This window comes from Bacillus sp. FJAT-42376 (genome assembly GCF_003816055.1).
Taxonomy (GTDB): Bacteria; Bacillota; Bacilli; order Bacillales; family Bacillaceae; genus Metabacillus_B.
In genome coordinates this window covers 1,723,815-1,737,065 of sequence record NZ_CP033906.1, presented here as the reverse complement: position 1 = coordinate 1,737,065, position 13,251 = coordinate 1,723,815, and the positions used below count along the sequence as shown (strand labels likewise).

Below are 13,251 nucleotides of genomic sequence, written 5' to 3'. Positions count from 1 at the left end.
TTCTGACCGAAGGGCGCTTTTTGCCCTGACAGAAGAAGCGAAGCGGCCGAACGGCTAGCGCCCGGAGCTAGACGCAAAAACTCAGTACAAACATCTTATCCGTTATACTCCTAAAGCGGAGGCGCTTTTAGGAAGGATGTTCTGCTAAGTGCGCGGCGTCCTGCCGCAACGCAGAACTGACCTGCCTCCTGCAGGCCCCCGACAAGCATAAGACAATCAGCCGGAGAAAGGCGTTTTTCCTTTCGCAGGTTGAGTGGCTTATGACCTCGAGGGGCTAGGCGCCGGAGCTAGACGCAAAAACTTAGTACAAACACTTATCCGTTATACTCCTAAAGCGTAGGGCGCTTGCCCAGCCGTGAAAGACGGTGGAGCTTCTGACAGAAGGGCGCTTTTTGCCCTGACAGAAGAAGCGAAGCGGCCGAACGGCTAGCGGCCGGAGCTAGACGCAAAAACTTAGTACAAACATCTTATCCGTCATATTCCAAATGCGCAGGGCGCTTCTAGTATAGAAGTTCTGCTAAAAGCGCGGCGTCCTGTCCTGCAGCCCCAAAGAAGCAAACGGCCGGAGCCAGGCGCAGAATCGGATTCTAATCATGATCAATCTATTCATCTGGAGGATTTAACTGTGGAGAAGCAAACTGGAGTCGTTAAAGAATCGTCTTTTTTCTCAGAAGCATTGAACGAAGAATTGACTGTCCTTACATACTTGCCGAAAAACTACTCCCCGCTGTATAAATACAGCTTGCTCATTGCGCAGGATGGACAGGATTATTTCAGGCTCGGGCGCATTGCCCGGCAATATGAAGCACTGCTTGAAAACGGCGATGCGGAAAACCTGATCATTGTCGGAATTCCATATCAGAATGTTCAGGACCGGCGGGCTAAGTACCATCCGGACGGAGAAAAGTTCTCTGCCTATAAACGCTTTCTTGCCCATGAACTTGTCCCTTTTCTAGACAGAGAGTTTCCAACTTACCAGGTTGGACAGGGGCGGGCGCTGATCGGGGATTCTCTCGCAGCGACCATTGGTTTTATGACAGCCCTCGACTATCCGAGTATATTTGGTAAAATAATTATGCAGTCACCTTATGTAGATGATCAAGTGCTCAAGGCGGCCGAGGCAGCTGCAAGTGCTGATATGACCATCTATCATCAGATCGGCAAAAAAGAAACAGAAGTCAAAACGACTGCGGGCAAGGTGGAGAATTTCATCGAACCCAATCGCTTATTGCAAAAAGCGATCGAAAAAAAAGGATTTCCCTACACATATGAAGAATTTGATGGGGACCACACATGGACACATTGGCAGCCTTTGCTTCCAAAGGCGCTTAAAGCCATGTTTTAATTAAATCATCCTTACTACTGGAGGGAACCTAAATGAAATATGGAATTGTCTTATTCCCGGCTAAAAAACTTCAAGATCTGGCGAATTCCTATCGAAAACGCTATGACCCTCACTATGCACTCATTCCGCCGCATTTGACGCTTAAGGCTCCGTTTGAAGCGTCGGATGAAGAAATTAAGGCGATTTCCAAAGAACTACGATCTCTTGCCAACGGCCACAGTCCGATTAAGCTGGAAGTGCAGAAAATCAGTTCTTTTTCACCGGTTAACAATGTTATTTACCTGAAGGTAGAGCCAACAGATGAACTGATGGACCTTCACGCCGCGCTGCATTCCGGTTCCCTTGATTCCAAGCCTGAGTATTCTTTTGTCCCTCACATTACGATTGGCCAAAAGCTTTCCGATGCGGAGATGGCGGATGTTTTAGGACAGCTGAAAATGCAGGAAAATCATCACATCGAACTGATTGACCGTTTCCATCTGCTGTACCAGCTTGAAAACGGTGCCTGGACGGTTTATGAAACGTTTATCCTTGAAAAAGGAGAACTCTAATGCACGCAAAAGTTGTCCAAACGGAAAAAGAAATGCAGGATGCCTTCTCAATCCGGATGAAGGTATTTGTAGAAGAACAGCAAGTGCCTGCAGAGGAAGAAGTGGACGAAAATGAAGAAACATCGGTCCATGTCGTTCTATACGACGAAAGCGAGCCGGTCGGCACAGGCAGAATTCGTGAAGTAGACGGATACGGCAAGCTTGAACGCATCTGCATCCTCCCTTCCCACCGAGGAAAAGGCGCAGGCAGTCTGATTATGAAGGAGCTTGAAATTGTTGCTGCTCCCAACATTGAGAAATTCAAACTGAATGCCCAGACGCAAGCCATACCTTTTTACGAAAAGCTTGGGTATGATGTCCGTTCCGGAGTTTTTATGGACGCCGGCATCCCCCATGTGACGATGATTAAGAGCCGTACATAACAGACAGCGACACGCTGTCTGTTTTTCTTTGATTGAAAACCTTTTTTCGTGTGCAACCTATAAAGGGTGATGACAATGGATATGTACCGGATCACGGCCGAGCTGGTCGTTGGCTTTTTTGGATTGTTTGTAATGTCCAGACTGCTTGGAAAAACTCAAATTACACAAATAACCACGTTTGACTTTATATCTGCCCTTGTATTAGGCGAACTGGTGGGAAACGCAGTCTATGATGATGAAATTGGACTTATTGATATTATATTTGCCATTTTTGTCTGGGGTCTCTTAATTTTCGTTATAGAATGGCTGACCCAGAAATCGAATAAAGCAAGGATAATCATGGAAGGAAGTCCGACCATCATTATTCGGAACGGACAGATTTTAAGAAGCCAGCTAAAAAAAGAGAAGCTTGATCTAAATCAGCTTCAGCATCTTATCCGGTCGAAGGGAACCTTTTCCATGAGGGAAATTGAGTTCGCCATCCTGGAAACGGATGGCAGTGTGAGCATTCTGAAAAAGCCGCAGTACGACCTTCCCGTCCGGTCTGATTTTTCTTTTAGCGGAACCAGTCCGGTCCTCCCTTACAGCCTCGTGCTCGATGGGTCGGTACAAAGAGACAATCTGGAGGAGGCGGGTCTCGAGGAAGAGTGGCTGAAAAAGGAACTTTCTGCTCAGGACATTCACTCCTACAAGCACGTTTTATACGCAGAGTGGCGCAAGGGAGAAGGGCTCTATGTGCAAAAAAAATAGACCAGCATCTGGTCTTCAGTCAGCCGTTCCAGGCGTACGGAACGGCTTTCCCCTTTTATCATAAGGTGATCACGCAATGGGGGTTCCATTTTTAACAGGTGCATCCGGTTTCAGCAGGACCACTTCACCTTCCCCTGTCACGGCTCCGATTACGAGAACCTCTGACCGGTACCCTGCAATTTTTCGAGGTGGAAAATTGACAACGGCCGCGACTTGGACACCAGGGAGAAGACTCGCCTTATAGTGCTTAGTAATTTGAGCACTGGATTGCTTTATGCCCAGTTCGTCTCCGAAATCTATTTCCATTTTAATGGCTGGGATCCTCGCTTCTGGAAAATCCTCTGCTTTTACAATCGTTCCAATCCGAATATCAAGTTTTTGAAAATCCTCAATAACAGCCATTTACATCTCCTTTTTAATAGAACATTCTGACTTCTCGCGCTAAATCCTCACATCAAATGAAAGACCTTTGCCGGGTTCTGAAGGCAAGGCTTGCGTGGAAGAGCGTTTAACACGATCAAGAATTCGCGAGAAACGGCTTTCCTCATACTTGCGTTCTTCCTCCATTTTATCACGCTGAAGATGAATTTTCGAGACACGGTTTAAAGAGGCATAATCATCCTTTACCTCAACAGAACGGTTCGCATATTGTGTGTACTGATCCATTTGAACTGGTGCAATCCAACTCATCTTCCCACACTCCTTTAATAATGATATACCCCATAATTTAGCGAAAAAACGTGACCATCACCTTTTTCTTTCTCTATGAGTCTGTGTTAAGATGATTCTTGTCTATTTTACATATAGTTTACGCGCCCAATCGAGATTTTATGGGAGGAATTCCGATGTTTTTTGCTAAATATTCAGATAGATTAATAGAACTCCCCGCTTACCCGCGGGAGGATTACCAAAAACTTTACGACCTTGGCAAAGCCGGTTTGCTTGAATGTCCGGTTTGCGGAAAACCGATGGTGCTGCAGATGAGTATTGCCGCACCGCCGGAATTTACACATCGGGATCAAACGGATTCGAATGAATGCTTAAACGCTTACAAACCGGCCAAAGCGGAAGAACCGGCACGAGTGGCCGAAACAGTGGGAGCTTTCCGTATTCCAAAAAATCGCTCCATTACGGATTCTGATCAGCCGAAGCCTTCTGTTGTCTGGAAAAACCCTGACTTCCCCGGCATCATCACGCCGTTTACAGAAAAAAACGATCCGTTCATTACCCTCTTTGATGATATTACACTCAATCAGGCTCAAGCCGCTGCGGTGACATCAGATGCCGCCTCAACCCTTGTTCTCGCCGGGGCGGGGAGCGGTAAAACCAGGGTACTCACTTCTCGGGCTGCCTATTTGATTCAGGAAACGGGAGCCGATCCCGCATCCATCATGCTGATCACCTTTACCGTTAAAGCAGCAAAGGAAATGAAGGAGCGCATGGCCTCCCTGTACGGGCTTTCCATGCAGCAGGTGAACCGGATGGTGACCGGCACGTTCCACGGCATTTTCTACCGGATTCTCACCCATCATGACCGGGAACGCTGGGATTCCAGGCATTTGCTGAAGGAATGGCAGCGCGAACAGTATGTAAAACAGGCCGGCCGGGAAATTAAGCTGGATGAAACGGATTTCCCTTTTGACCAGGCTCTTCAGCAAATCGGACTGTGGAAGAATACGCGCCTCTCCCCTTCCGATATAAAACCGGAAGACAAATGGGAAGAACAAATCGCTTTCCTGTACACGAAATACGAAGAGTATAAAGAAGCAAGCGGTCAATTTGATTTCGATGATATGCTGCTTCAGTGCCTGCTTTTGCTCGAAAACAACGAGAGTATCCGGGAAGCGTATCAAAACCGGTTTGCATCCATTTTAATCGACGAATTCCAGGACATTAATCAAGTTCAGTACGAAATCATTCAGCTCTTGTCCGCCAAACATCAATCCGTTTTTGCTGTGGGAGATGACGATCAGTCCATCTATGCTTTTCGCGGAAGCAATCCCGCTTTCCTGCTCCAGTTTACGAAGGATTTTCCGGGTGCAAAGGTGATTCACCTTGCTTCCAACTACCGTTCCAGCCATGAAATTGTCGCTACAGCGAACAAAATGATTGCCAAGAACCGGGAACGGCATAAGAAGAAAATGGACGCCACCTTTACAAACGGAATCAAACCAATGTTTTTCTATCCATACGATGAAGAGGAAGAAGCCACCCTGATTGTAAACGACTTGAAAGAGAAAATACGGAATGGACGGAAACCTGAAGAATTTGCGGTCCTGTACAGAACCCATACCGGCGGCCGCGCGATCTTTGAACGGTTAAGCGAGTCGAGCATCCCATTCGCTGTCGATCAGGAAACAGGCTCATTCTACGAACGGAAAATGGTCAGAACCCCGCTCGCCTATTTAAGATTAGCGGTAAATCCGGATGACGGACAAGCGATGAAAGACCTGATTTTTGCCTTATTTTTGAAATCCCAGGTTTTGCAAGATATAAAAGCCCTATCCATCTTAAACGACTGCTCCCTTTTGGAAGCCTTGCTTCATATTCAGGACATAAAGCCCTTCCAGCAGAAAAAAATCCGGGACATTCTCCCTTATTTCAAACGAATCCGCACGATGGCTCCTCTGGATGCCCTAAATCTGATCGAGAAAAAAATGGGACTTGCGGACACCATTAAAAAACGGGGCAATGAAGGAAATAAAATGGACAAGGGATCCGACGATCTGCAAGACCTAAAAGTCGCGGCCAAAAAGTTCAGTACGGTCCCTGAACTGATCGACCACGCAGACCATATGACCGCCCTGTCCGCCGATATCAAAAAAAGCGGCCGCAACCAGGCAAACGGCGTACGTCTCATGACCATCCACCGATCCAAAGGACTTGAATTTCCGTATGTCTATGTCCTTGGCGCTGTAGACGGAAGCATCCCCCACGACTTTTCACTGGAATCCGCCCGAAACGGAGACTTTGCATCCTTTGAAGAAGAACGCCGGCTTCTTTATGTGGCCATGACCCGTGCTCAATTCGAGCTTTATCTATCAGCTCCCCAGACAAGACGCGGAAAAAGAAGCTCACCTTCGAGGTTTTTTCAGGCGATTGAATAAGAAATAGTGTCCGAGAAAACTAATTCTTAAAACAGGGAGACGCATTCTAGGCGTTTCCCTGTTTTTATTTTGTCGGTTAAGGAGGCGGCAGGAATTAGAGCAGCGAGAATATCGGGATTGATTGCAGGCACCGGAATGTTTTATGAAAACATCCATACATTTAGAGTAGAAAGCGGAAAGGAGCTGTGGAAATTGGAATTTCTCACCGTGCTGCGAAACATCTTCTTCACTTTTTTCCAAAACGGCATTTGGGCTGTTGGCTTTTTCTATTTGCTGAATCTCGCCTTCCCTGATAAACGTATCCGGGATGTCTCAAAAATTGCACTGGCTGTTGTTCTTATTATTTACCTTCTTTATTCCATAGCCGTCAGTATATAGACGGAGAAGCAGAGCGGAACACGCGCTCTGCTTCTTTTTGATTAAACCGTTTATCGAGGACAAATCTAGCAGAGATTTCTCTGTTAGAAATGAGACACTCCTCCCCCCTCTTTAATCACCGACATGTTTTTCCTCCAAAGGGACCTTTACACCGCGCCTAAATTACCATTTAATTCAAATTCCACTAAAAAATAGAATATTCAGACCACTTCAGTTCGGTCATATGGTCACTTATTACGGGAACCGAAACGCTATAAAATAAAACTATAAATCTATCACTTACTGGGGGTCTATGATGAACAAACCTATTCTTGCTTCGGTGCTTGCTGCGGCGCTTGCATTCAGTGCAGCGGGTACACAAACGGTTTTGGCAAAACCTGCTGAGCAGGCTTATGAGCTCAATGTAACGGAGAAAAAAATCCTCAAGAAGATTGATGCTGAGAAGATTTACAGCACGATTGCAGAGCTTTCCAGAACACCTCGTGTCGCCGGGACGGAATCCGAGTGGAAGGCTGTTCAATATGTGAAGAAAAAATTTGAGTCTTATGGATACAAAACTGAGATTCAGCCTTTTACATTTGAAGGTTATACGGCTCCTTCAAAGATTGAGCTGACAGCGGGATCAGAAAGCTTTAAGCCTAGCTCCTTTACATACACAGTCGGCGGGAAGGTTTCAGGAGAACTCGTTCTTGCGGGTCTTGGAAAAAAGGAAGAGCTCCAAAATACTGATCTATCAGGAAAAATTGCTTTGATTAAACGCGGTGAAATCAGTTTTGCCGAGAAAGTTCTGAACGCTGCGGAAAAAGGGGCAGCCGCGGTCATCATTTACAATAATACAACTGGTGCCCTGAGCGGCACATTAGGAGCAGCGAACGATCAATATGTGCCTGCTGTGGCTCTGACAAAAGCAGAGGGCGAGGCGCTTGCCGCTAAAATCAGCGGCGGTGAACGGTTAACGGCAGATTTGAATGTAGAAGGCGGAAAAGTGGAGACCCGCACCTCCCATAATGTCATCGCTGTGAAAAAGCCGGCTGTTTCAAAAAACAAAAAAAGTGATGTGATCGTCATCGGCTCTCATCATGATTCGGTTCAAGGAGCACCAGGGGCGAATGATGATGCTTCCGGTACCGCGATGACTCTGGAAATGGCCCGTATTTATAAAAATGTGCCAACGGATACCGAGCTCCGATTTGTAACCTTCGGTGCAGAGGAAGTGGGCCTTCTCGGTTCTTACCATTATGTTGAGAACTTAACAGATGATGAAATCAGCCGGACCATTGCAAACTTTAACCTGGATATGGTTGGAAGCAAGGATGCCGGGGATCTTGTCATGCTGACTCTCGACGGCAAACCAAATTTAGTAACAGAGCTTGCCCAAAGTAAAAGCGAAAAACTGAATGGAGAGCCTACTCCGTTCGGACAGGGCGGGCGAAGTGACCATGTTCCGTTTGCGGAAGCAGGCATTCCGGCAGCCCTATTTATCCACGAACCGACTGAGCCCTGGTATCACACTCCTCAGGATACCATTGATAAAATCAGCAAGGACAAGCTTCAGGATGTAGCAGAAATCGTCAGTACCTCTGTTTATGAGCGTGCCCGTCTCGACATCAAATGGCCGAAGATTTTCAACGGGCCGAAGGTGAAGGCGGCACCGGAAATGGTTCAGGAGCAGGAATTGAATTAAAAAAACAAAAGCCTTTCATCCAGCGGGACGAAAGGCTTTTGTTCATTTTTTATTGATCATTTTAGAGATTGTGTTAAAATCCAGCTTTTCTTTTCCATTTACGATGGAGTTGACGATTTTGTCTTCGGTTTCTTTCGGTACTTTTTTGTTGGCGATTTGAGCCACCTTGCGGATGACGTTGCGGACGGTTGTTTCATCCCGGAAATTCGCGTTCTGAAGAGAATTGGCAAGATTCAGGATTTCGTTCATGTTCACGCCGGTTTTCTTTTCAATATTTTTAAAGAATTTATTATCCATTTTTTCTGCCTCCTTACCTGTTGATTTATCTTATGAAGGTGCCCAAAAAATGGTGCGTTTCCTAAACGGAGAAAGTACGGACCATAAGCCCGTACTTTCCTGTCTGCATATCTTTGAAGGAGACTGCATGTTTTTAATTAGTTGTAGAAAGAAGCACCAACGATGATCAAAAGAATGAACAATACTACGATTAGAACGAAAGTAGAACCGTAGTAACCGCCACCGCCGTAGCCGCCGCCGTATCCATAACATCCGTAACCCATTAGCCAAGCACCTCCCTTTCCTTCTTCTCTACAACATATGTAGATCCGCCGGAAAGGGTATGGACATTCGCTTAATTCCTTTTGAAATTATTTTTTCGAACTGCGGGTACCAATCCATTTTTCTATATCTCCTGCAAATTTCTCCATTTCTGCATCAAACCCATCAGCCGCTGTCTCCATTTTATTCAGGTCCTTTTCTTTCCCGCTTAACCAGCTGTCACTCTTTTTCATGACTGCATCGTGATCCTTCATCCGGTTTCCGATAAATGTTTCAAATTCTTTGCTCAAGCTTTTTCCCAATTCCATCCCTCCCTGCTATACACTATGAATTCCTGTATATAGGAAGACACAAAAAAAAGCAGGGACATTTCCTGCTTTTATGGCTTTACTTTTTTTTACTTCCGCAGCCGCAGCCTTTTTTCTTAACAGGCTTTGAAACCTGCTTTGCCGCAGTTTTCGGATATGAATTCATATAGGGCTTACTCATCTCCGCTCCACCTTTCTTATTCGGTGATACGGTATTTTATGAAGGAAAGCAAGATTTTGACTGAGTCATCAACCTAATCCAGCAGCCTCGAAACGGCTGATTCAATCACTCCTGCAAGCCCTGCAAGAGCGAGGATGCAGATCAGCGGCTCCGCACCGGCCGGCCACAGCAGCCAGCTTCCGTAAAGAAAGGCTGTGCACCACATTCCGGTACACCAGTAGCAGCTGAGAAGCTCCCCGATCCACTTCCTCCATCCTTTTCCTTTCATTTTTATATAGATTTCTCCATTCACCTCATATTCCTCATGAAACGGCCTTCTGATCCAGTCTGTGATTTTATCAAATACAACCAAACGGGTCAGACGAAAAATCGCCAGACCGAATAGAGCTGCCGTCAGCCAGCTTTGCAGCATATTTTCCCACCATCCATTCCCTTACTACGATATGAAGCGCAGGAACAATTATGAAAAAAAATCGGGATAAATCTGTATGTTTTCATCAGTCCAATCCGGACGCTCCTGCATTTACTATGTATATATGGGAAAGGAGTGAATCATTTGTCTAATGAATGGTCAGTCATGGATGAAGCAGTGAGCCAGGATGCCGAGCAGAGTTCCTCTTTATTTCAGCTCTCCGACGAAGGAATCTATGTGAAAGATTCAGAGTTTATCACCATCGAAACTACCGACACTCAGCTTGCTCTGTCCATACAAGCTGCCATCCAGGTGGCCATCGCCCTTGCAGTCAATTTAACGATTGCAGACAGCGTCCGCGCGGAACAAGTGACCCAGCATCTCTTAAACAATGCCATCATCCGGCAAAGTAAAAAGCAGCGCATCATCGTACTGAGATCTGAAAACGTCATCGTCCGGTCAACCAATACCGATTTAGCCATCTCCCTGCAGCTGCTCATCCAACTTTTGCTGGCTCTGCTGGCACAGATCGATATTCTTTAGCCCTTTCTTACATTTTCCCAAAAAGGAGTGACCAACATGTCAAAAGACAATTTAAATGAAATCTCTGCCACCCTCATGCAGCTTTTCGTTTCCGATGTATTCAATAAGAATAAAATCACAGAAGAAACAAGAAAAGAGCTAACGGATGACCAAAAAGCCAAAATCAAAGCAGTCGTCCTGGATCTGCAGACAAAAGTGGATGAATTCCTAGCCACTCAAAACCAAAAGAAAGCAGAATCGGAAGCACCGGCAGTCGAAACACCAAAAAACACAACGCTTAGAGACATGCTCAAAAACAAAAAAAGCAGCAATTAATTGAAAAATAGGCTTTTCAATCAGGCTGTTTGTCTAAGCCAAAGCGTCTTATCCAACATTTAATAGTATTACAATGAAAGGAGGAAAAAGAACATGTCAAATTACTCTTGGGTAGCGAACGACAAAAGCTGCTCTCATCCAACTGAAAACAGCAGCAGACTAGGCAGTTTTTGCGATACAAAAGGTGAAGGTGTAAATCAGGAGTTTGATCAAGTAAGCAACACTGCTCAGCTTTCTTCTGAAACCATCATCATCAAAGACTCTTGCGAAATCGTTGTATCCACAACTGAAACTCAAATCGCTGTATCCCTTCAAGCAGCCCTTCAAGTAGCCATCGCACTAGTCATCAACCTAACAATCGCTGACAGCAACCGCGCTGAAATGGTTACACAAGACTTGCTTCAAAAAGCATCAGTCACTCAAGCAAACAATCAAAAACTAGTCATCGAAAACTCCCGCAATGTAAACGTAAGCACAACAGACACAGACGTTGCCATTTCTTTGCAGCTTTTGATTCAAATTTTGCTTGCGCTAGTAGTATCCATCGACATTCTGTAATTCCCCCCCACAATATAATAGAAGATTTAAAGCAGGCACCCCGCCTGCTTTTTCTTTTTCCGCATCATCCCAGATATTCGTGATGTTCACCCACACCAATCAAGATGTCCGCTCATATGTTGTTAAAGACTAATGTCAATCAACCAATTACTAAGGAGATGAAAACATGAGCTGCGGAAAAAACAATGGAAAACGCGACTTCGAAGGCTGTGTATGCGAAGCGGTTGAAAACATCCTCGCAGAACAAGAAGCCGTTGAAGAAAGCTGCCCGACCAGCTGCTACAGCAACCTGCTAAGCCCTTCTGCCATGCCTGGCCGAGACACCATTCCGTTCTTGTTATTCGATAAAAAAGGAAAGCTATTCTCAGCATATGGAAACGTAGGCGGATTAATGGACGATGCAACTTGCTTCGAAACGATCTTCTTCCGTGTCGAATCCCTCAGAGGCTGCTGCGCTACACTTAAACTTCTAAAGCCAGTAGACGTAGAAGGCGACACCCTGGGCGTTTGCAACCCTTGCGCAGAAGATTTCTTCGGACTTGAAAAATCCGACTTCTGCATCGAGGTAGACCTTGATTGCTTCTGTGCAATCCAATGTCTGTCACCTGAACTGGTGAACCGCGTTTCCCCTATGAATAAAAAGAAGCACCACCATGGTTAACATCGAATAGACTGCCTAAACGGTAGTCTATTTTTTTTGCCTGCATGGTTTTGCCTGGTGAAAGCAGGCGGCCAGGGTTGATCATTCGCGTAGTCTATTTAAAAATTACGCTGTGATTTGATTTCCCAGAAAATTATGGCCGGCCAATCTATTTTTAAGGCGTTTTTCATCTGGGCTCTTCCCTGTATTGGGGGTACTTAGCGATTCCTGGCATTCTTCCCAGGCATCAGTTTATCCGGCGATGTCCGGCATTCTTCCCTGACATTGGCAGCTTACCCGCTAATGTCCGGCATTCTTCCCGGACATCGGCAGCTTACCCGGTTATGTCTGGCATTCTTCCCGGGCATCAGTTTATCCGGCGATGTCCGGCATTCTTCCCGGACATCGGAATTTTACCCGGTAATGTCCGGCATTCTTCCCGGACATCGGCTGCCTACCCGGTAATGTCCGGCATTCTTCCCTGACATCGGAAGTTTACCCGGCAATGTCCGGCATTCTTCCCGGACATGGGAGGGTTACCCGGCAATGTCCGGCATTCTTCCCGGACATCGGCTGCCTACCCGGTAATGTCCGGCATTCTTCCCGGACATCGGCTGCCTACCCGCTAATGCCCGGCATTCTTCCCGGACATCACAAGGTTATCCGGTTATGCCCGGCATTCTTCCCGGACATCACAAGGTTATCCGGTTATGTCCGGCATTCTTCCCGGACATCAGAAGTTTACCCGCTAATGCCCGGCATTCTTCCCGGACATCAGAAGTTTACCGGTAATGCCCGGCATTCTTCCCGGACATCAGCAGCTTACCCACTAATGTCCGGCATTCTTCCCGGACATCAGAAGTTTACCCGCTAATCCCTGGCATTGAGAGTCCCTTTTAAGATCTCGGCCACTCTAATGTTATAGGCGGTCAACTTGAAGATCCAGGCGAACACATAATTTATTTTTAATAATGGGCGTTTGCACTAGCACATTTACCCTTGTACCTGCCTATCCTAGTATAGATAAAAATCCTTAATCGGGAGGGAATAATATGATTCGTCAAAAAGACTTTGGCTGCGTATGCGATGCGGTTGAAAATATCAACGATCTGCAGAATGCTGTTGAGGAGCAGTGCTCCACCAGCTGTTTCAGCAACCTTCTTTCCCCAGCGAATACATTAGGAGATACGATTCCGTTCATTCTATATACGAAAAAAGGAACTCCTTTCAAAGCGTACGGGAATGTTGGAGGACTAACCGCCGGAGATTGCTTTAATACCATTTTCTTTCGCGTCGAGAACATTAATGGCTGCTGCGCTACTCTCCGCCTGCTGATTGCGTTCGGAGAAGATACAGAGGTGCTGGATTTCCATGAAAACAGTCCTTGTGACGTTTTCCGTTTGGAAAAAACGGATTTCTGTATTGAAGTAGATTTGAACTGCTTCTGCTCTATTCAATGCTTAAGCCCTAGACTGATTAACCGCACACATAGCGATTGA

At 46.0% G+C, this 13,251-nt stretch carries 18 protein-coding genes; 12 read left to right on the top strand and 6 right to left on the bottom strand.

Translation table 11 applies throughout. The features are described from left to right. The first annotated feature begins 625 nt into the window (after positions 1-625). The 4 genes from CEF21_RS08790 to CEF21_RS08775 all read left to right on the top strand — a co-directional run bounded on the left by CEF21_RS08790 (position 626) and on the right by CEF21_RS08775 (position 3,068). Positions 626-1,345, top strand: coding sequence for an alpha/beta hydrolase (locus CEF21_RS08790; RefSeq protein WP_123915318.1), 720 nt, complete (start codon positions 626-628; stop codon positions 1,343-1,345). Positions 1,346-1,377: 32 nt separating this feature from the next. Next, positions 1,378-1,896: a YjcG family protein gene (locus CEF21_RS08785; protein ID WP_123915314.1), complete on the top strand. Its 519-nt coding sequence runs from the start codon at positions 1,378-1,380 to the stop codon at positions 1,894-1,896. Continuing rightward, positions 1,896-2,318, top strand: coding sequence for a GNAT family N-acetyltransferase (locus CEF21_RS08780; protein ID WP_123915311.1), 423 nt, complete (start codon positions 1,896-1,898; stop codon positions 2,316-2,318). Before CEF21_RS08785 ends, CEF21_RS08780 begins: the two co-directional genes overlap by 1 nt. Before the next feature lie 75 nt (positions 2,319-2,393). Next, positions 2,394-3,068 carry a DUF421 domain-containing protein gene (locus CEF21_RS08775; RefSeq protein WP_123915309.1) on the top strand — a complete coding sequence of 225 codons (675 nt, stop codon included), beginning with the start codon at positions 2,394-2,396 and terminating at the stop codon, positions 3,066-3,068. Between the two features lie 69 nt (positions 3,069-3,137). On the opposite strand, the gene CEF21_RS08770 is transcribed toward CEF21_RS08775, so the two are convergent. Together CEF21_RS08770 and CEF21_RS08765 are read right to left on the bottom strand one after the other, a co-directional pair. Further along, positions 3,138-3,470, bottom strand: coding sequence for a tRNA-binding protein (locus CEF21_RS08770; protein WP_123915306.1), 333 nt, complete (start codon positions 3,468-3,470; stop codon positions 3,138-3,140). A gap of 39 nt (positions 3,471-3,509) precedes the next feature. After that, positions 3,510-3,758 (bottom strand): hypothetical protein, encoded by a 249-nt coding sequence (locus CEF21_RS08765; protein WP_123915302.1) that lies wholly within the window; start codon positions 3,756-3,758, stop codon positions 3,510-3,512. A 155-nt stretch (positions 3,759-3,913) separates the two neighbouring features. Here CEF21_RS08765 and CEF21_RS08760 point away from each other — a divergent pair, with 155 nt between their 5' ends. The 3 genes from CEF21_RS08760 to CEF21_RS08750 all read left to right on the top strand — a co-directional run bounded on the left by CEF21_RS08760 (position 3,914) and on the right by CEF21_RS08750 (position 8,237). Then, positions 3,914-6,175 (top strand): UvrD-helicase domain-containing protein, encoded by a 2,262-nt coding sequence (locus CEF21_RS08760; RefSeq protein WP_123915299.1) that lies wholly within the window; start codon positions 3,914-3,916, stop codon positions 6,173-6,175. A gap of 135 nt (positions 6,176-6,310) precedes the next feature. Beyond that, positions 6,311-6,553 carry a hypothetical protein gene (locus tag CEF21_RS08755; RefSeq protein ID WP_123915296.1) on the top strand — a complete coding sequence of 81 codons (243 nt, stop codon included), beginning with the start codon at positions 6,311-6,313 and terminating at the stop codon, positions 6,551-6,553. Between the two features lie 295 nt (positions 6,554-6,848). Then, a complete protein-coding gene (locus tag CEF21_RS08750; RefSeq protein ID WP_123915293.1) occupies positions 6,849-8,237 on the top strand; it encodes a M28 family peptidase in 1,389 nt (462 codons plus the stop codon). A gap of 42 nt (positions 8,238-8,279) precedes the next feature. Here CEF21_RS08750 and spoVIF read toward each other — a convergent pair whose 3' ends face one another. From spoVIF to CEF21_RS08730, 4 genes are all read right to left on the bottom strand, one after another. Then, the gene (spoVIF, locus tag CEF21_RS08745; RefSeq protein WP_123915290.1) at positions 8,280-8,534 is read right to left on the bottom strand and encodes a sporulation-specific transcription regulator SpoVIF; all 255 of its coding nucleotides are present in this window, start codon (positions 8,532-8,534) and stop codon (positions 8,280-8,282) included. Positions 8,535-8,671: 137 nt separating this feature from the next. Continuing rightward, entirely contained in the window at positions 8,672-8,797 is a 126-nt protein-coding gene (locus CEF21_RS08740) for a YjcZ family sporulation protein (RefSeq protein ID WP_123915287.1), read from the bottom strand. An 87-nt stretch (positions 8,798-8,884) separates the two neighbouring features. Beyond that, the gene (locus CEF21_RS08735) at positions 8,885-9,097 is read right to left on the bottom strand and encodes a hypothetical protein (protein ID WP_123915284.1); all 213 of its coding nucleotides are present in this window, start codon (positions 9,095-9,097) and stop codon (positions 8,885-8,887) included. A 260-nt stretch (positions 9,098-9,357) separates the two neighbouring features. Beyond that, positions 9,358-9,696 carry a DUF1360 domain-containing protein gene (locus CEF21_RS08730; RefSeq protein ID WP_123915281.1) on the bottom strand — a complete coding sequence of 113 codons (339 nt, stop codon included), beginning with the start codon at positions 9,694-9,696 and terminating at the stop codon, positions 9,358-9,360. Positions 9,697-9,840: 144 nt separating this feature from the next. On the opposite strand from CEF21_RS08730, the gene CEF21_RS08725 reads away from it, so the two are divergent. The 5 genes from CEF21_RS08725 (at position 9,841) to CEF21_RS08705 (ending at position 13,251) form a co-directional block, all read left to right on the top strand. Next, on the top strand, positions 9,841-10,239 hold the full coding sequence (locus CEF21_RS08725) for a spore coat protein (RefSeq protein WP_123915279.1): 399 nt from the start codon (positions 9,841-9,843) through the stop codon (positions 10,237-10,239). A gap of 36 nt (positions 10,240-10,275) precedes the next feature. Continuing rightward, positions 10,276-10,554 (top strand): hypothetical protein, encoded by a 279-nt coding sequence (locus CEF21_RS08720; RefSeq protein WP_123915276.1) that lies wholly within the window; start codon positions 10,276-10,278, stop codon positions 10,552-10,554. Positions 10,555-10,647: 93 nt separating this feature from the next. Next, the gene (locus CEF21_RS08715) at positions 10,648-11,112 is read left to right on the top strand and encodes a spore coat protein (RefSeq protein ID WP_123915274.1); all 465 of its coding nucleotides are present in this window, start codon (positions 10,648-10,650) and stop codon (positions 11,110-11,112) included. A gap of 166 nt (positions 11,113-11,278) precedes the next feature. Beyond that, on the top strand, positions 11,279-11,773 hold the full coding sequence (locus CEF21_RS08710) for a CotY/CotZ family spore coat protein (protein WP_123915271.1): 495 nt from the start codon (positions 11,279-11,281) through the stop codon (positions 11,771-11,773). 1,031 nt (positions 11,774-12,804) lie between these two features. Continuing rightward, the gene (locus CEF21_RS08705; RefSeq protein WP_123915268.1) at positions 12,805-13,251 is read left to right on the top strand and encodes a CotY/CotZ family spore coat protein; all 447 of its coding nucleotides are present in this window, start codon (positions 12,805-12,807) and stop codon (positions 13,249-13,251) included.

Excerpts from the sequence above, each read along its gene's own strand:
- CEF21_RS08710 (WP_123915271.1), top strand. The coding sequence starts at position 11,279 with ATGAGCTGCGGAAAAAACAATGGAAAACGCGACTTCGAAGGCTGTGTA.
- CEF21_RS08750 (WP_123915293.1), top strand. The coding sequence starts at position 6,849 with ATGAACAAACCTATTCTTGCTTCGGTGCTTGCTGCGGCGCTTGCATTC.
- CEF21_RS08715 (WP_123915274.1), top strand. The coding sequence starts at position 10,648 with ATGTCAAATTACTCTTGGGTAGCGAACGACAAAAGCTGCTCTCATCCA.
- spoVIF (WP_123915290.1), bottom strand. The coding sequence starts at position 8,534 with ATGGATAATAAATTCTTTAAAAATATTGAAAAGAAAACCGGCGTGAAC.
- CEF21_RS08755 (WP_123915296.1), top strand. The coding sequence starts at position 6,311 with ATGTTTTATGAAAACATCCATACATTTAGAGTAGAAAGCGGAAAGGAG.
- CEF21_RS08765 (WP_123915302.1), bottom strand. The coding sequence starts at position 3,758 with ATGAGTTGGATTGCACCAGTTCAAATGGATCAGTACACACAATATGCG.
- CEF21_RS08730 (WP_123915281.1), bottom strand. The coding sequence starts at position 9,696 with ATGCTGCAAAGCTGGCTGACGGCAGCTCTATTCGGTCTGGCGATTTTT.
- CEF21_RS08740 (WP_123915287.1), bottom strand. The coding sequence starts at position 8,797 with ATGGGTTACGGATGTTATGGATACGGCGGCGGCTACGGCGGTGGCGGT.
- CEF21_RS08770 (WP_123915306.1), bottom strand. The coding sequence starts at position 3,470 with ATGGCTGTTATTGAGGATTTTCAAAAACTTGATATTCGGATTGGAACG.
- CEF21_RS08720 (WP_123915276.1), top strand. The coding sequence starts at position 10,276 with ATGTCAAAAGACAATTTAAATGAAATCTCTGCCACCCTCATGCAGCTT.
- CEF21_RS08785 (WP_123915314.1), top strand. The coding sequence starts at position 1,378 with ATGAAATATGGAATTGTCTTATTCCCGGCTAAAAAACTTCAAGATCTG.
- CEF21_RS08775 (WP_123915309.1), top strand. The coding sequence starts at position 2,394 with ATGGATATGTACCGGATCACGGCCGAGCTGGTCGTTGGCTTTTTTGGA.
- CEF21_RS08760 (WP_123915299.1), top strand. The coding sequence starts at position 3,914 with ATGTTTTTTGCTAAATATTCAGATAGATTAATAGAACTCCCCGCTTAC.
- CEF21_RS08780 (WP_123915311.1), top strand. The coding sequence starts at position 1,896 with ATGCACGCAAAAGTTGTCCAAACGGAAAAAGAAATGCAGGATGCCTTC.
- CEF21_RS08705 (WP_123915268.1), top strand. The coding sequence starts at position 12,805 with ATGATTCGTCAAAAAGACTTTGGCTGCGTATGCGATGCGGTTGAAAAT.